Raw genomic sequence first — 13,843 nt, 5'->3', positions numbered from 1 at the left:
GCCCATGGCCTTTACCGATCCCTTCATCCGTCGCCCGGTGCTGGCAACCGTCGTCAGCCTGCTCATCGTCCTGCTGGGCTTCCAGGCCTGGAGCAAGCTGCAGATCCGCCAATACCCGCAAATGGAAAACGCCCTGATCACGGTTACCACCGCCTACCCCGGCGCCAACGCCGAGACCATCCAGGGCTACATCACGCAGCCGCTGCAGCAAAGCTTGGCCAGCGCCGAAGGCATCGACTACATGACCTCGGTCAGCCGGCAGAACTTCTCGATCATCTCCATCTATGCACGCATCGGCGCCGACAGTGACCGCCTGTTCACCGAACTGCTGGCCAAGGCCAACGAGGTGCGCAACCAGCTGCCGCAGAATTCCGAAGACCCGGTGCTGAGCAAGGAAGCCGCCGATGCGTCGGCATTGATGTACCTCAGCTTCTACAGCACCGAGATGAGCAACCCGCAGATCACCGATTACCTGTCACGGGTGATCCAGCCCAAGCTCGCCACCCTCCCCGGCATGGCCGAGGCCGAGATCCTCGGCAACCAGGTGTTCGCCATGCGCATCTGGATCGACCCGGTGAGGCTGGCCGGCCATGGCCTGAGCGCCCTCGATGTGACCGACGCGGTGCGCCGGTACAACTTCCTGTCGGCGGCGGGCGAGATCAAGGGTGAATACGTGGTCACCAGCATCAATGCCAGCACCGAGCTCAAGTCCGCGGAAGCCTTCGCGGCCCTGCCGCTCAAGACCGTCGGCGACAGCCGCGTGCTGCTGGGCGATGTGGCGCGGGTGCAGATGGGCGCCGAGAACTACGACACGGTCAGCTCGTTCGACGGCACCCCGTCGGTGTATATCGGCATCAAGGCAACGCCTGCGGCCAACCCCCTCGAAGTCATCAAGGAAGTGCGCGGCATCATGCCTGAGCTGGAAAGCCAGTTGCCGGGCAATCTCAAGGTCTCGATCGCCTACGACGCCACGTTGTTCATCCAGGCCTCGATCGACGAAGTGATCAAGACACTCGGCGAGGCGGTGCTGATCGTGATCGTGGTGGTCTTCCTGTTCCTGGGGGCGTTGCGATCGGTGCTGATCCCGGTGGTGACGATCCCGCTGTCGATGATCGGCGTACTGTTCTTCATGCAGATGATGGGCTACTCGCTGAACCTGCTGACGCTGCTGGCGATGGTGCTGGCCATCGGCCTGGTGGTGGACGATGCGATCGTGGTGGTCGAGAACATCCACCGGCATATCGAGGAAGGCAAGACGCCGCTCGAGGCCGCCCTGGAAGGCGCACGTGAAATCGCCATGCCCGTGGTGTCGATGACCATCACCCTGGCCGCGGTCTACGCCCCCATCGGTTTCCTGGAAGGGCTGACCGGAGCGCTGTTCAAGGAGTTCGCCCTGACCCTGGCGGGCGCGGTGATCATCTCGGGCATCGTCGCCCTCACCCTGTCCCCGATGATGTGCGCGCTGCTGCTGCGCCACGAGCAGAACCCCAGTGGCTTCGCCCACCGCCTCGACACCCTGTTCGAGCGGCTCAAGCAGCGCTATCAGCAACTGTTGCACGGCACGTTGAACAGCCGCCCGGTGGTGCTGGTGTTCGCGGTGATCGTGCTGGGCGTGATTCCCGTGTTGCTGGTGTTTACCCAGAACGAACTGGCGCCTGACGAGGACCAGGGAGTGATCTTCATGATGAGCAGCTCGCCGCAGCCGACCAACCTGGATTACCTCAACGCCTACACCAACGAATTCACGGACATCTTCAGGACCTTTCCCGAGTATTACTCGTCTTTCCAGATCAACGGTTTCAATGGCGTGCAGTCGGGCATCGGCGGTTTTCTGCTCAAGCCCTGGAACGAGCGCGACCGCACGCAGATGGAGCTGCTGCCCGCAGTGCAGGCCAAGCTTGAAGAGATTGGCGGCTTGCAGGTCTTCGGCTTCAACCTGCCCTCGCTGCCCGGCACCGGCGAAGGCCTGCCCTTCCAGTTCGTGATCAACACGGCGGGGGATTATCCGGCGCTGCTGGAAGTGGCGCAGCGCATCAAGGACCGCACGCTGGAGTCGGGCAAGTTCGCCTTTCTCGACATTGACCTGGCCTTCGACAAGCCGGAGGTGGTGGTGGACATCGACCGGGCCAAGGCAGCTCAGATGGGGGTGTCGATGGACGTACTCGGCGGCACGCTGGCGACCCTGCTGGGCGAGGCGGAAATCAACCGCTTTACCCTCGAAGGGCGCAGCTACAAGGTCATTGCCCAGGTCGAGCGGCCCTATCGGGCCAATCCAGGCTGGCTGAACAACTATTACGTGAAGAACGACCAAGGCCAGTTGCTGCCGCTGTCGACGCTGATCACCCTCAGCGACCGGGCAAGGCCGCGCCAGCTCAACCAGTTCCAGCAGCTGAACTCGGCGATCATCCAGGGCGTACCAATGGTGAGCATGGGGGATGCACTGGAGACGGTGGATGCCATCGCGCGCGAAGAAGCCCCGCAGGGCTTCTCGTTCGATCATGCAGGGGCGGCACGCCAGTTCGTGCAGGAAGGCAGCGCGCTGTGGCTCACCTTTGGCTTGGCGCTGGCGATCATCTTCCTGGTGCTGGCCGCCCAGTTCGAGAGTTTCCGCGACCCACTGGTGATCCTGGTGACCGTGCCCTTGTCGATCTGCGGCGCATTGCTACCGCTGTTTCTGGGTATTTCGACCATGAACATCTACACCCAGGTAGGCCTGGTGACGTTGATCGGGTTGATCAGCAAGCACGGAATCCTGATCGTCGAATTCGCCAATCAGTTACGTGTACAGAAGGGACTCAATGCCCGGGAAGCCATGGAGCAAGCGGCTGCGATCCGTCTGCGCCCGGTGCTGATGACCACGGCAGCGATGGTATTCGGCATGGTGCCGTTGATAGTGGCCACGGGGGCCGGGGCGCAGAGCCGGTTCGACATCGGGGTGGTGATTGCCACCGGGATGTCGATCGGCACACTGTTCACGCTGTTCGTGTTGCCTTGCGTCTATACGCTGGTTTCCGGTAGACACCCGGATGCCAGGTAGCTTGCCATCAGCCCTGCGAGCGCAGGCCTTGGCGCATGCCGAACAGGAACAGCAGCAGGTCATGATCCGGCTGTGCAGCCACCTGCTGCCTGGCCACGCGCGGCAATGCGCATTGCCGGCCGTCCTCGGCCTTGCTGAACACAACCGTGCGAGGTTGCTCCCACGCTGCGGCCGCTGCAGTGCAGACCGCCAGGGCACACAGGAGAAACAGACCTCGTGCTATTTGTAATTTCATTGCTCTAACCCTTTGACAGCGCTGCCAAACGCCATCTGGTAAAAGTAGAGCAGCTTTCGCCATTCGCCATCATTGAGTGACGAATGGCGACGCAACTGTCGCAGGTCGTTGTAGGCCGCGCGGTGGCAGCTGATGCGCCGCCGGCATTTCTCCAGGTCGAGCAGTGCCACCTCGGCCGTAGCCTCCGCGCCCTCGCCGATCACCTTGACGAACACATGCTTGCCGTAGAGGCAGCCATGTTGCCAGTGGCCCCGGTGCATGCGCGCCAGGTTGGCCGCCAGGTCCTCGAGCACCCGGTCGTGGAGCGCCTGGCCGTAGCGCTCGCGGGCGCCGTCCTGGTGCCAGCTGTCGATATCCACGAAGCCGTCCAGCGCCTCGCTTACCAGCAGCGCCCGCCACCGGTTCTCGGCATCACGCTCGACGCCGCAATAGACGATCCGCGGCACGCGCACACCGAGCTGCTCGAAGCTGTTGAGTGCGTCGAGCTCGCGCAGTACCGTAGGCCGTCCGAACGGATGAAGAAAACTGCGATAGATGTGACCAATCTGGCGCTTTGCATAGAGCGTCCGCCCCGATTCATCGCACAGACGCTGCACGCCGCTCTCGCCGCCGCGGCGCTGGTTGGGTTCCTCGACCCACTCCCCTTGCTGTTGCCAGTAGAAGTCGAAATCCGAACCCTGTCTCTGGGCTACCGCCATGTACTGCTACCCCTTGCGCAATAGATATACCCGCCACATGGCATAGAACGGCAGAAAGTCCAGACGTTCCTGGATCCGGAAGCCGGCCGCGACAAATTCTTCTTCGACCGTGGCGGCTGGTAACACAAACCGGTTCTGGAAGTTGTCTTGCTGGGCCCGGGCGCTACGGCGCCGTTCCAGCTTCTTGCGCCGCCAAGCCTTGAAATTGCCATCCACCCACAGCGAAAGGATCACGCTATCACGGCTAACCCTTTGAAACTCCTCAAGAATTGTCTTTCTGTGGGCTGGATCGCCAATGTGGTGGAACAGCCGCATGCAAAAGATGCTGTCGACCGCATTGTCCGGCAGATCAATTGCAAAGGCTGATGTCTGCAAAGGCCGTACCCGTTCGACGATCTCAGGCGGCTGGGAGGCGCAGGCGGTCTCGAGCATGTCGGCGGAGTTGTCAGCGCCGATGATCACCCGATTCTGCTTTTCCGCCAGCAACGGCCAGAAACGCCCTGCTCCGCACGGCAGGTCCAGCACCAGACCCGGTTCACCCGCGAGGGCCAGGGCGCGGCGAGCCATCTGCTCGTCACGCTGGTGCGAAAGCCTACGTGCCAGTCCATCCTGATGCTTGAGGAAGTACTCCTTGGCATGTTCCTTGTCGTATTTCTCGGAAAATTCTAGTTTGATGGGGCTACGCATGGGCATCTCCTGACTCAAGGCGCACACCTTAGAAAGGCATGCGTGAGAATCAGGTCATGCGTTTGTGAAAAATCTGTCACAAGGCAAAGTAGATAATTACAAAAGATTACCAGGCGCCATCATTGTGACAGGTGGTGCTGATCTTCCGTGAGGTGCGCTGGCCCCTGGGTGAGGTCGACCTGGAACCGGCAGCCATGGGGCAGCGTGGCCGTCAGGGTCACGCGCCAGCCCTGGTCATCGCAGATCCGCTGGACCAGCGACAGGCCCAGGCCCAGCCCTTCGCCGCGACGCTCATCGCCCCGCACGAACGGCTTGAACATCTCCTCGCGCTGCTCCTCCGGGATCCCCACGCCGCTGTCCTCGACACTGAAGCCGTAGGCTTCCAGGCTCAGGCGGATATAGCCGTGGTCGGTGTAGTGCGCAGCGTTGCGCAGCAGGTTGCCCATCACCGACTGCAGGAAGGTGGCGTTATACAGTGCCGGGCTGGCACTCACCCTGCCGTCGTAGTAAAGCGTCAGGCCTTTCTGCTCGATCGTGTCGCGCCACACACCGATAAGGTCGTCCGCCACCTCGCGCAACGGCGCGCGCGAGGCCACGGCGCCTTCGTCGCGCTGGGCCCGGGCGAGCATCAGGAAAGTCTTGACCAGTTCGCGCATTTCTTCGGTGGCGCGGGCGATCCGCTCGACCTGGCTGCGTGCGCGGTTATCCAGGGCCTGGTTCTCGGTCAGCAGCTCGCAGGAGGTCGCCAGCACCATCAATGGCGTGCGCAGCTCATGGCTCACGTCACTGGTGAACAGCCGCTCGCGGGTAAGCGCGTCGCGCAGCCGGCCCAGGGTGTCGTCGAAGGCCGCGGCCAGCTGGCCGACCTCGTCCGCGGCATAGTCCGGGGCGAGCGGCGGCGCCAGCCCGAGCAACTGGTCACGGTGGCGCACCTGGCGGGCCAGGCGGATCACCGGCGCCATCACCCGGCGCGCCAGCAACCAGCCAAGGAAGGTCGCCAGGGCGAGGCTGAGCACGAAGCCCACGACCACCACGGCGAAGAGCAACCGCTCACGCTCTTCGAAATCGCTCTGGTCCTGCAGCAGCACATAATGCCGTCCGTCCACTACCTCGACCATCGCGTGGTACGACAGCTGCTCGCGGAATACCTCATGGAAGCCGGCCTTCAGGTGACGCAGGTCATTGGGCAAGGCGAAGTCGTCCTGGCCGCCGCTGAAGTAGAACAGCTGGTCCGGGCGTGGCCGGTGGCTCCAGTCGCTGACGCTGTCCATGCGCAGCAGGCGTTGCAGGTCACCGCCCAGCACGGTGGAAATCAACCGTTCCTCGACCAGGTGGACTGTCGCCACGATGCCGAAGGCGAATGCCCCGGCGACCAGTGCGCTCATCAGCGCAAAGGCGATGATGATGCGCTGGGCAAGGCTTTGCTTAAACTCCATCACGCCCCTCGGCAAGGCGATAGCCGACGCCATGCACGGTATGCAGCAACGGTTTGTCGAATGGCTTGTCGATCACCTGGCGCAACTGGTGCACATGGCTGCGCAGGCTGTCGCTGTCGGGGCAGTCATCGCCCCACAGCGCTTCTTCCAGCACCTCGCGGCGCAGGACGTGCGGGCTCTTCTGCATCAGCACGGCCAGCAGCTTGAGGCCGACCGGGTTGAGCTTGAGCAGGCGGCCCTGGCGAGTGACTTCGAGGGTGTCGAGGTCGTAGCTCAGGTCGGCCACCTGCAGGGTGCGCCGTCCTCCTCCCTGGGCCCTGCGCAGCACGGCCTCGATACGCGCGGCGAGCTCCGAGAGCGCGAAGGGCTTGAGCAGGTAGTCATCGGCACCGGAGCGGAAGCCTTGCAGGCGATCGTCCAGCTGGTCGCGGGCGGTGAGCATGATTACCGGCGTGTCGCGCCGTGCGTCTTCGCGCAGGCGCTTGCACAGGGTGTAGCCGTCGATACCAGGCAGCATGATGTCGAGCACGATCAGGTCGTAGTGTTCGGTGGCGGCCAGGTGCAGGCCTGACAGTCCATCCTGGGCGCAGTCGACCGTATAGCCTTTCATGCCCAGGTAATCGGCCAGGTTGGCCAGGATATCGCGGTTGTCTTCAACCAGTAGAATTCGCATCAAAGGTCTCCTGTGCGGCAGGTCGCAGCTTAAGGGTATCCGATGGGCTTGTCTCGGGTTATGCAGCGCTGCGAGTGTGCGCCTGGTTTTTGCAGCGCCGCGAGTGTGCGCTTGGTTTTTGCAGCGCCGCGCAAATCGAGTGCCGCCCGCGCGGCGCATCGCGACACAAGGCCGCTCCTACATTTGTTGCAACGTGCCATGGCCTGTTGGATCTGGGTTGTCAGCCTTGGTGCATGGCACAGGGTTGCAGGAGGGCTGCAAGCGTCCCATGAAAAAGCCCCGCACTAGGCGGGGCTCTTTTAGCAGATGGGGGGCCGAATTACATCATGCCGCCCATGCCACCCATACCGCCCATGCCGCCCATGTCCGGCATGCCGCCGCCAGCAGAAGCTTCTACTGGAGCGTCAGCGATCATGGCTTCGGTGGTGATCATCAGACCGCCGATCGAGGCAGCAGCCTGCAGCGCCGAACGGGTAACCTTGGCCGGGTCCAGGATGCCCATTTCGATCATGTCGCCGTACTCGCCGGTAGCAGCGTTGTAACCGAAGTTGCCGGAACCTTGCTTGACCTTGTCAGCAACAACGCTTGGCTCGTCGCCGGCGTTGGCCGTGATCTGGCGAAGCGGGGCTTCGACAGCACGGCGCAGGATCGCGATACCGACGTTCTGCTCTTCGTTGTCGCCCTTCAGGTCGACAATGGCCAGCAGTGCGCGAACCAGTGCGACGCCACCGCCAGGTACCACGCCTTCTTCGACGGCTGCACGGGTAGCGTGCAGGGCGTCTTCAACGCGGGCTTTCTTCTCTTTCATCTCGACTTCGGTGCCAGCACCGACCTTGATCACGGCAACACCGCCGGCCAGCTTGGCCAGACGCTCTTGCAGCTTCTCACGGTCGTAGTCCGAGGAAGTCTCTTCGATCTGGGCACGGATCTGCTTGACGCGTGCTTCGATGTCGGACTCGGCGCCAGCGCCGTCGATGATGGTGGTGTTTTCCTTGGACAGGGTCACACGCTTGGCGTTACCCAGGTGCTCCAGGGTAGCGGACTCCAGGCTCAGGCCGATTTCTTCGGAAATCACGGTACCGCCGGTCAGGACAGCGATGTCCTGCAGCATGGCCTTGCGGCGGTCGCCGAAGCCTGGTGCCTTGACCGCGGCAACCTTGACGATGCCACGCATGTTGTTGACTACCAGAGTCGCCAGGGCTTCGCCTTCGACGTCTTCGGCAACGATCAGCAGCGGACGGCCGGCCTTGGCAACGGCTTCCAGGACTGGCAGCAGTTCGCGGATATTCGAGATCTTCTTGTCGACCAGCAGCAGCAGCGGGCCTTCCAGCTCGGCAACCATGGTGTCCGGCTTGTTGACGAAGTACGGGGACAGGTAACCACGGTCGAACTGCATGCCTTCGACGACGGACAGTTCGTTTTCCAGGCCCGAGCCTTCTTCAACGGTGATCACGCCTTCCTTGCCGACTTTTTCCATGGCTTCGGCAATGATGTCGCCGATGGAGTTGTCGGAGTTGGCGGAGATGGTGCCTACCTGGGCAATGGCCTTCGAATCGGCGCATGGCTTGGACAGGTTCTTCAGCTCGGCGACGACGGCCTGGGTAGCCTTGTCGATGCCGCGCTTGAGGTCCATCGGGTTCATGCCGGCAGCGACGGCTTTCAGGCCTTCGTTGACGATGGCCTGGGCCAGGACGGTCGCGGTGGTGGTGCCGTCACCGGCAGCATCGTTGGCCTTGGAAGCAACTTCCTTGACCAGCTGGGCGCCCATGTTCTCGAAGGCGCACTTCAGCTCGATTTCCTTGGCGACGGAAACGCCGTCCTTGGTGATGGTCGGCGCGCCGAAGCTCTTGGCCAGAACAACGTTACGGCCTTTCGGGCCCAGGGTCGCTTTTACAGCGTCAGCCAGGACGTTGACACCAACGAGCATTTTCTTACGGGCGGAGTCGCCGAATTTTACGTCTTTAGCAGCCATGATCGTTTAATCCTTAATACTTGAAGTAACGGGAAACCGGAGAATCAAGCTTCGACGACAGCGAGAATTTCGTTCTCGCTCATCACCAGCAGGTCTTCGCCGTCGACTTTCACGGTGTTGCTGCCCGAGTACGGGCCGAAAACCACCTTGTCACCCACTTTCACGGCCAGCGCACGGACTTCGCCGTTGTCCAGGACGCGGCCGGTACCGACGGCGACGATCTCGCCACGGTTTGGTTTTTCAGCGGCCGAACCCGGCAGGACGATACCGCCAGCGGTTTTCGATTCTTCTTCGCTGCGACGGATAACGACGCGGTCATGCAGAGGACGAAGCTTCATTGTCGATCTCTCCCAATTGTGGTTTTCATCGGCCGGTGTCGACACCGGCGGGTTGATGCTTTCCGGCGGTGCCGGTGTGGCCCGCCAAGGCGAGCCACGCGTGTCATGTCTGGTGCAAACGACCAGAAACCTTGCGGTGACCCATACATGAGGCCGCCAAGGGTAATTACAAGGCTGGGGTACAAAATTTTTAGCGAAAGTTCTTACAAATGAAAACGGCCCCGCAAGTGGGGCCGTCTTTTCACTGTGGCGGATCAGGAGTCGCGGCGCTTGTACTCGCCCTCGATGACATCCGGGCGCCGGGCAGGAGTGCCCGGTTGCGGGTTCAACGGATCATCACGGAATGCGCGCTGGCGCATGGCCTGCGCTTCGACACGCTGGCGCAGCTTGCGCGCCACCAGCTTGCGGGTGAACGGCAGCAGCATGACCAGGCCCAGCACGTCGCTGATGAAACCCGGTATCAGCAGCAAGCCGCCCGCCATGGCCAGCATCAGGCCATGGAACATGTCCTCGGCCGGCAGCTCGCCGCGTTGCATGCTCTCGCGGGCACGCAGGGCGGTCGCAAAACCCGCCACGCGCATGACCAGCACTCCAAGGGCGGAGCCGGCAATGATCAGCAGCAACGCCGGAAAGAAGCCGATGGCGGTGCTGACCTTGAAGAAGACATACAACTCCAGCACCGGAAAAATCAGAAACAGCAGTAGAAAAGCACGCATCAAAGGTTCCTCGACGGAAGTCATCCTTCCTGTAGGACCTCAAATGGTTGCGATCAGTCGCAATTTCAAGCCCCCACTTGCTCCAGGGTTGGCCACTGCTCGGCGCGAGCCAGCAAAACCAGGGCTTCGCGGACTTGTGTCGGCGTATTGCAAATACTTGGGAAAGGCAACCAGTAGACGCCTTGGCCAATGCGCAGGTGCATGCCTTCGCTGTCGATGCCGACCAGTTGCGCGGACGGTGTGTCCGCAAGACCGCTCAGCCTGACGTAATGGGCGATGGCGTTGGCATGGTCGCTGTTCATGTGCTCGATCATGCTGGCCTCGGCCTTGCCCGCGAACGGATTGGCCAGGGTGACCTGGTCGAGCCAGTGAATGGCGCCAAAGCCACCGATGTAGCGGTGCCGGACCGGCTGCAGCACCCAGAAATCGAAGTCGTGGGCGCGGTGGTAGTTGGCGGCTTCGGGGAAGTAGCGGTAGTAGCGCTCGGCAGCGGCCTCGATGACGCCCTCCTCGGCCAGCTTGTGAGCCTCGGCCATCACCGTCAGGCGGCCCACCGCCTGCACGTCTTCGGCCTCGCGCTCGCCTACCAGCATCGAGCACTTGGCGTCTTTTAGCAGGTTGTGCGTGTGCTGTGCGATGCGGCTGATCAGGATCAGCGGCTGACCCTGGGCGTCGAGGCAGTACGGCACCACCGAGCCGAAAGGGTAGCCCGGCATGGACTTGGAGTGGGTCGACAGGACCCCGCGGTATTCCTTGAGCAGCAGTTCCCGGGCGGGCCGGATGGCTTTGTCACTCACGGCAGACTCCTTTTGATATCAGCTGCAAGCTATAAGCTACAAGCGCCAGGAAAAGCAAGGGCGTGCGCGCCGTACCAGACGATTCCGCCCGCCTTTTCCTGCAGCTTGCCACTTGAAGCTGGCGAGCCCTTACCAGGCTACGCCGAACCCTGCGGTGTAGCGGGTCTTGTCCAGGTCGCTGTCGTTGGTGCCGCTGATGATGTCCTTCTCGGCCTTGAGGTTGAGCGAGGCCCACTCGGTAACCTTGTAGCGCAAGCCGATCTCGGCATCCAGGGAGTAGTTGGCGACATTGCCCAGCGGCTTGCCGACTTCGCCGTTGGTGAACAGCTCCACTGTCTTGCCGATCAGGTAGCGGTTGTAGTCCCACTTGACGGCCGCGGAATAGAAGTTGTCCTTGCCGCCGTCGCGATACTGGTAATCGGTGCGGTTGATCAGCGAGCCGAGGGAGAAGGCGCCAAGCTCGTCGTCCCAGAACTGATAGCCAGGGCCGGTACCGACGGTACGCTGGCGGGCAAGGTCTTCGATCTGGTCACGCTTGTAGTTCAAGCGGCCCTGCCAGAACCACTTGTCGGTGATGAAGCGGTCCAGCGAGTACTCGGCGCTCCAGTTGTTGGTGTTGGTAACGTCGTCTTCGGATTCGCGGTTGTACTCGCCCTCGGCGATATGGCGCCAGCGGCCATGACGGGCGGTGGTCTTGAAGCCGACATCGTAGTCGTCAGTGTCATTTTCGGCGCGCTTGTAGTCCAGGGCCAGATCGACGTTGCCTTTCCACACCAAGTCCTCCACGACCGGCTTGGGCTTGAGGATCTGCGCGATGCTGGCGAGCTCGACCGTCTTTGGCCCCTCGCCATTGGCCAGCGTTACCTTGCCGTCTTCCGCCGCCTGCAGAGATTTCGCCTTTTCACCGGTGTAGGCGTCTTGCTTGACCAGCAGCTGCTGGTCGCTTTCCAGAGTCTTGACCTGTTTCCAGTCGAGAGGAATGGAACCGCCATAGGCGGTCTCCAGCAACAGCTTGCCGCCGTCGAAGACTTTGATCTTGCCGCTCAGCTTGTCACCGTTCTTCATCCAGACGGTGTCGGCGAGGGCCGGGGTACAGAGGGTGGCTGCAGCAACGCACAACAGGACTCTAGAATACATAAGCAGAAAAGGGCTCGGGTTGACGAGAAAAGCCGGGCATTATCCAGATACCCACGCCCAGAGCAAGGACAGACCCGACTCATGCCATCGAGTTCAATTCTCATTTGTGAAAGATCTCGTTCCTGCAGTTCTCCAGCCCCCGGTAGCCCTTGATGCCAGCGACCTCCAGCCTTACCGCCGAAGAAGCACAAGCCCGACGAATGGCGCTGTATCTGGTGCTCGGCCAGATCCCGGCCGGCAAGGTCGCCAGCTACGGCCAGATAGCCGAGTTCGCGGGGATGAGCCGCGCTGCCCGCTGGGTAGGACGGGCCCTTGGGCAGTTGCCCGACGACACACGCCTGCCCTGGCACCGGGTAATCGGCGCGGGCGGAAAGCTCAGCCTGAAGCCGGGCACTCCATCGGGTGAAGAACAGCGTGCCCGCCTGCGTGCAGAAGGCGTGAACGTGCACAATAATCGTGTGGATATGACGCGCCACGGCTGGCGCCCGATGGAGCACAGCGGTTAGAGTGCGCGCTTTGTTTTCGTAACCTTGAGGCAGATGTTGGCCCATGCCCCGTAAAACCTGGCGCGCTGCGCTCGCTGCCTATGCCAGCCCTTCTACCCTGGTGCTGCTGCTGCTCGGCTTCGCCGCAGGCCTGCCGTACATGTTGGTGTTCTCGACCCTCTCGGTCTGGCTTCGCGAAGCGGGTGTCGCCCGAGAAACCATCGGTTATGCCAGCCTCATCGGCCTGGCCTATGCCTTCAAATGGGTGTGGTCACCCTTGCTCGACCAATGGCGCCTGCCATTGCTCGGCAAGATGGGGCGCCGCCGCTCATGGCTGCTGCTCTCCCAGGCACTGGTGGTGATCGGCCTGGTGGGCATGGCCTTCTGCGATCCGCAGAAACACCTGTCCTGGCTGATCGCCCTGGCGGTGCTGGTGGCATTCGCCTCCGCGACCCAGGACATCGCCGTGGACGCCTATCGCCTTGAAATCGCCGACGACCAGCGCCAGGCGGCGCTTGCGGCCAGCTACATGGCCGGGTACCGCATTGCCGCGCTCCTGGCCACGGCAGGCGCGCTGTTCTTCGCCGAATGGTTTGGATCGACCGGCTTCAGCTACCTGCATGAAGCCTGGACCGGCACTTATGTACTGTTCGGCCTGCTCATGGTACCCGCGCTGATCACCACGCTGGTGATGCGCGAACCCCCCGTCCCCCTGCGCACCCAGCTGTCTGCCGCCCGCTATGGGCTGGTGCACCAGCTGGCCTCGGTGTTCGTGCTGATCGTGCTGCTGGTCTCGGTGCCCGCGACCTTCACCCAGATGTACAACACCGACTGGGCCAGCGTGATGTTCGGCGACGCCACCCCGCTCGACCTGCTGCTGCGCGACCGCGCTTTCCTGCGCCTGATCCTCTACGCGCTGCTGACCTGGCTGTGCCTGTCGGCCATGGGGCGCCGCGGGCTCGCACCCGTGCTGACACCGATCAACGATTTCATCCTGCGCTACCGTTGGCAGGCATTGCTGCTGCTCGGGCTGATCGCCACGTACCGCATGTCCGACACCGTGATGGGCGTGATGGCCAACGTGTTCTACATCGACCAGGGCTTCACCAAGGACCAGATCGCCAGCGTCAGCAAGATCTTCGGCCTGATCATGACCTTGGTCGGCGCGGGGTTCGGGGGGTTGCTGATCGTGCGCTTCGGCATCATGCCGATCCTGTTCATCGGTGGAGTGGCCTCGGCGGGGACCAACATCCTGTTCCTGATGCTGGCCGACATGGGTCCGAACCTGCAGATGCTGATCGTGACCATCTCGCTCGACAACTTCAGTTCCGGCCTGGCCACCTCGGCGTTCGTCGCCTATCTGTCGAGCCTGACCAACCTCAAGTTCTCGGCCACCCAATATGCCTTGCTCAGTTCGATCATGCTGCTGCTGCCGCGCCTGATCGGCGGGTATTCGGGGGTCATGGTCGAGAAGTACGGCTACCACGACTTCTTCCTGATTACCGCGCTGCTCGGCGTGCCGACGCTGATCCTGATCGCTCTGCAATGGCGTCAGGAGGCCGGTGGCACCCAGGCACCGCTGGAAGACAGCAAGCAACAGGCCGCCGAGCGGCCTTGAGCGCAACGGCCTGG

At 62.4% G+C, this 13,843-nt stretch carries 13 protein-coding genes; 3 read left to right on the top strand and 10 right to left on the bottom strand.

From position 1 onward, the window contains the following. Nucleotides 1-4 precede the first annotated feature (4 nt). Nucleotides 5-3,037 carry a multidrug efflux RND transporter permease subunit gene (locus AC0ZZU_RS03910; RefSeq protein ID WP_476339250.1) on the top strand — a complete coding sequence of 1,011 codons (3,033 nt, stop codon included), beginning with the start codon at nucleotides 5-7 and terminating at the stop codon, nucleotides 3,035-3,037. A gap of 7 nt (nucleotides 3,038-3,044) precedes the next feature. On the opposite strand, the gene AC0ZZU_RS03905 is transcribed toward AC0ZZU_RS03910, so the two are convergent. From AC0ZZU_RS03905 to AC0ZZU_RS03860, 10 genes are all read right to left on the bottom strand, one after another. Next, on the bottom strand, nucleotides 3,045-3,272 hold the full coding sequence (locus tag AC0ZZU_RS03905) for a hypothetical protein (RefSeq protein ID WP_158459987.1): 228 nt from the start codon (nucleotides 3,270-3,272) through the stop codon (nucleotides 3,045-3,047). Next, entirely contained in the window at nucleotides 3,269-3,970 is a 702-nt protein-coding gene (locus tag AC0ZZU_RS03900; protein WP_476339249.1) for a lipopolysaccharide kinase InaA family protein, read from the bottom strand. The genes AC0ZZU_RS03905 and AC0ZZU_RS03900 overlap by 4 nt, the downstream gene beginning before the upstream one ends. 6 nt (nucleotides 3,971-3,976) lie before the next feature. Continuing rightward, nucleotides 3,977-4,657 (bottom strand): class I SAM-dependent methyltransferase, encoded by a 681-nt coding sequence (locus AC0ZZU_RS03895; protein ID WP_476339248.1) that lies wholly within the window; start codon nucleotides 4,655-4,657, stop codon nucleotides 3,977-3,979. Nucleotides 4,658-4,776: 119 nt separating this feature from the next. Continuing rightward, nucleotides 4,777-6,093: a sensor histidine kinase gene (locus AC0ZZU_RS03890; RefSeq protein ID WP_476339247.1), complete on the bottom strand. Its 1,317-nt coding sequence runs from the start codon at nucleotides 6,091-6,093 to the stop codon at nucleotides 4,777-4,779. Next, nucleotides 6,083-6,766 (bottom strand): two-component system response regulator ColR, encoded by a 684-nt coding sequence (colR, locus tag AC0ZZU_RS03885; protein ID WP_028689695.1) that lies wholly within the window; start codon nucleotides 6,764-6,766, stop codon nucleotides 6,083-6,085. Before colR ends, AC0ZZU_RS03890 begins: the two co-directional genes overlap by 11 nt. Nucleotides 6,767-7,085: 319 nt before the next feature. After that, nucleotides 7,086-8,738 carry a chaperonin GroEL gene (gene groL, locus AC0ZZU_RS03880; protein ID WP_476339246.1) on the bottom strand — a complete coding sequence of 551 codons (1,653 nt, stop codon included), beginning with the start codon at nucleotides 8,736-8,738 and terminating at the stop codon, nucleotides 7,086-7,088. Between the two features lie 44 nt (nucleotides 8,739-8,782). Beyond that, nucleotides 8,783-9,076, bottom strand: a complete 294-nt coding sequence (locus AC0ZZU_RS03875) for a co-chaperone GroES (protein ID WP_158459982.1) — start codon at nucleotides 9,074-9,076, stop codon at nucleotides 8,783-8,785. Nucleotides 9,077-9,330: 254 nt separating this feature from the next. Further along, entirely contained in the window at nucleotides 9,331-9,792 is a 462-nt protein-coding gene (locus AC0ZZU_RS03870; RefSeq protein WP_476339245.1) for an FxsA family protein, read from the bottom strand. A 65-nt stretch (nucleotides 9,793-9,857) separates the two neighbouring features. Next, nucleotides 9,858-10,589 (bottom strand): HugZ family pyridoxamine 5'-phosphate oxidase, encoded by a 732-nt coding sequence (locus AC0ZZU_RS03865; RefSeq protein WP_476339244.1) that lies wholly within the window; start codon nucleotides 10,587-10,589, stop codon nucleotides 9,858-9,860. A 129-nt stretch (nucleotides 10,590-10,718) separates the two neighbouring features. Continuing rightward, a complete protein-coding gene (locus tag AC0ZZU_RS03860; protein ID WP_476339243.1) occupies nucleotides 10,719-11,726 on the bottom strand; it encodes a DUF481 domain-containing protein in 1,008 nt (335 codons plus the stop codon). 152 nt (nucleotides 11,727-11,878) lie between these two features. On the opposite strand from AC0ZZU_RS03860, the gene AC0ZZU_RS03855 reads away from it, so the two are divergent. Both AC0ZZU_RS03855 and AC0ZZU_RS03850 read left to right on the top strand, forming a co-directional pair. Beyond that, a complete protein-coding gene (locus tag AC0ZZU_RS03855) occupies nucleotides 11,879-12,232 on the top strand; it encodes an MGMT family protein (RefSeq protein WP_476339242.1) in 354 nt (117 codons plus the stop codon). Nucleotides 12,233-12,275: 43 nt separating this feature from the next. After that, on the top strand, nucleotides 12,276-13,829 hold the full coding sequence (locus AC0ZZU_RS03850; protein WP_476339241.1) for an AmpG family muropeptide MFS transporter: 1,554 nt from the start codon (nucleotides 12,276-12,278) through the stop codon (nucleotides 13,827-13,829). Nucleotides 13,830-13,843 lie beyond the last annotated feature (14 nt).

This window comes from Pseudomonas sp. JE3303, assembly GCF_056312565.1.
The sequence above is the reverse complement of the archived record's forward strand: the minus strand, read 5'-3'. Positions and strand labels throughout refer to the sequence as shown.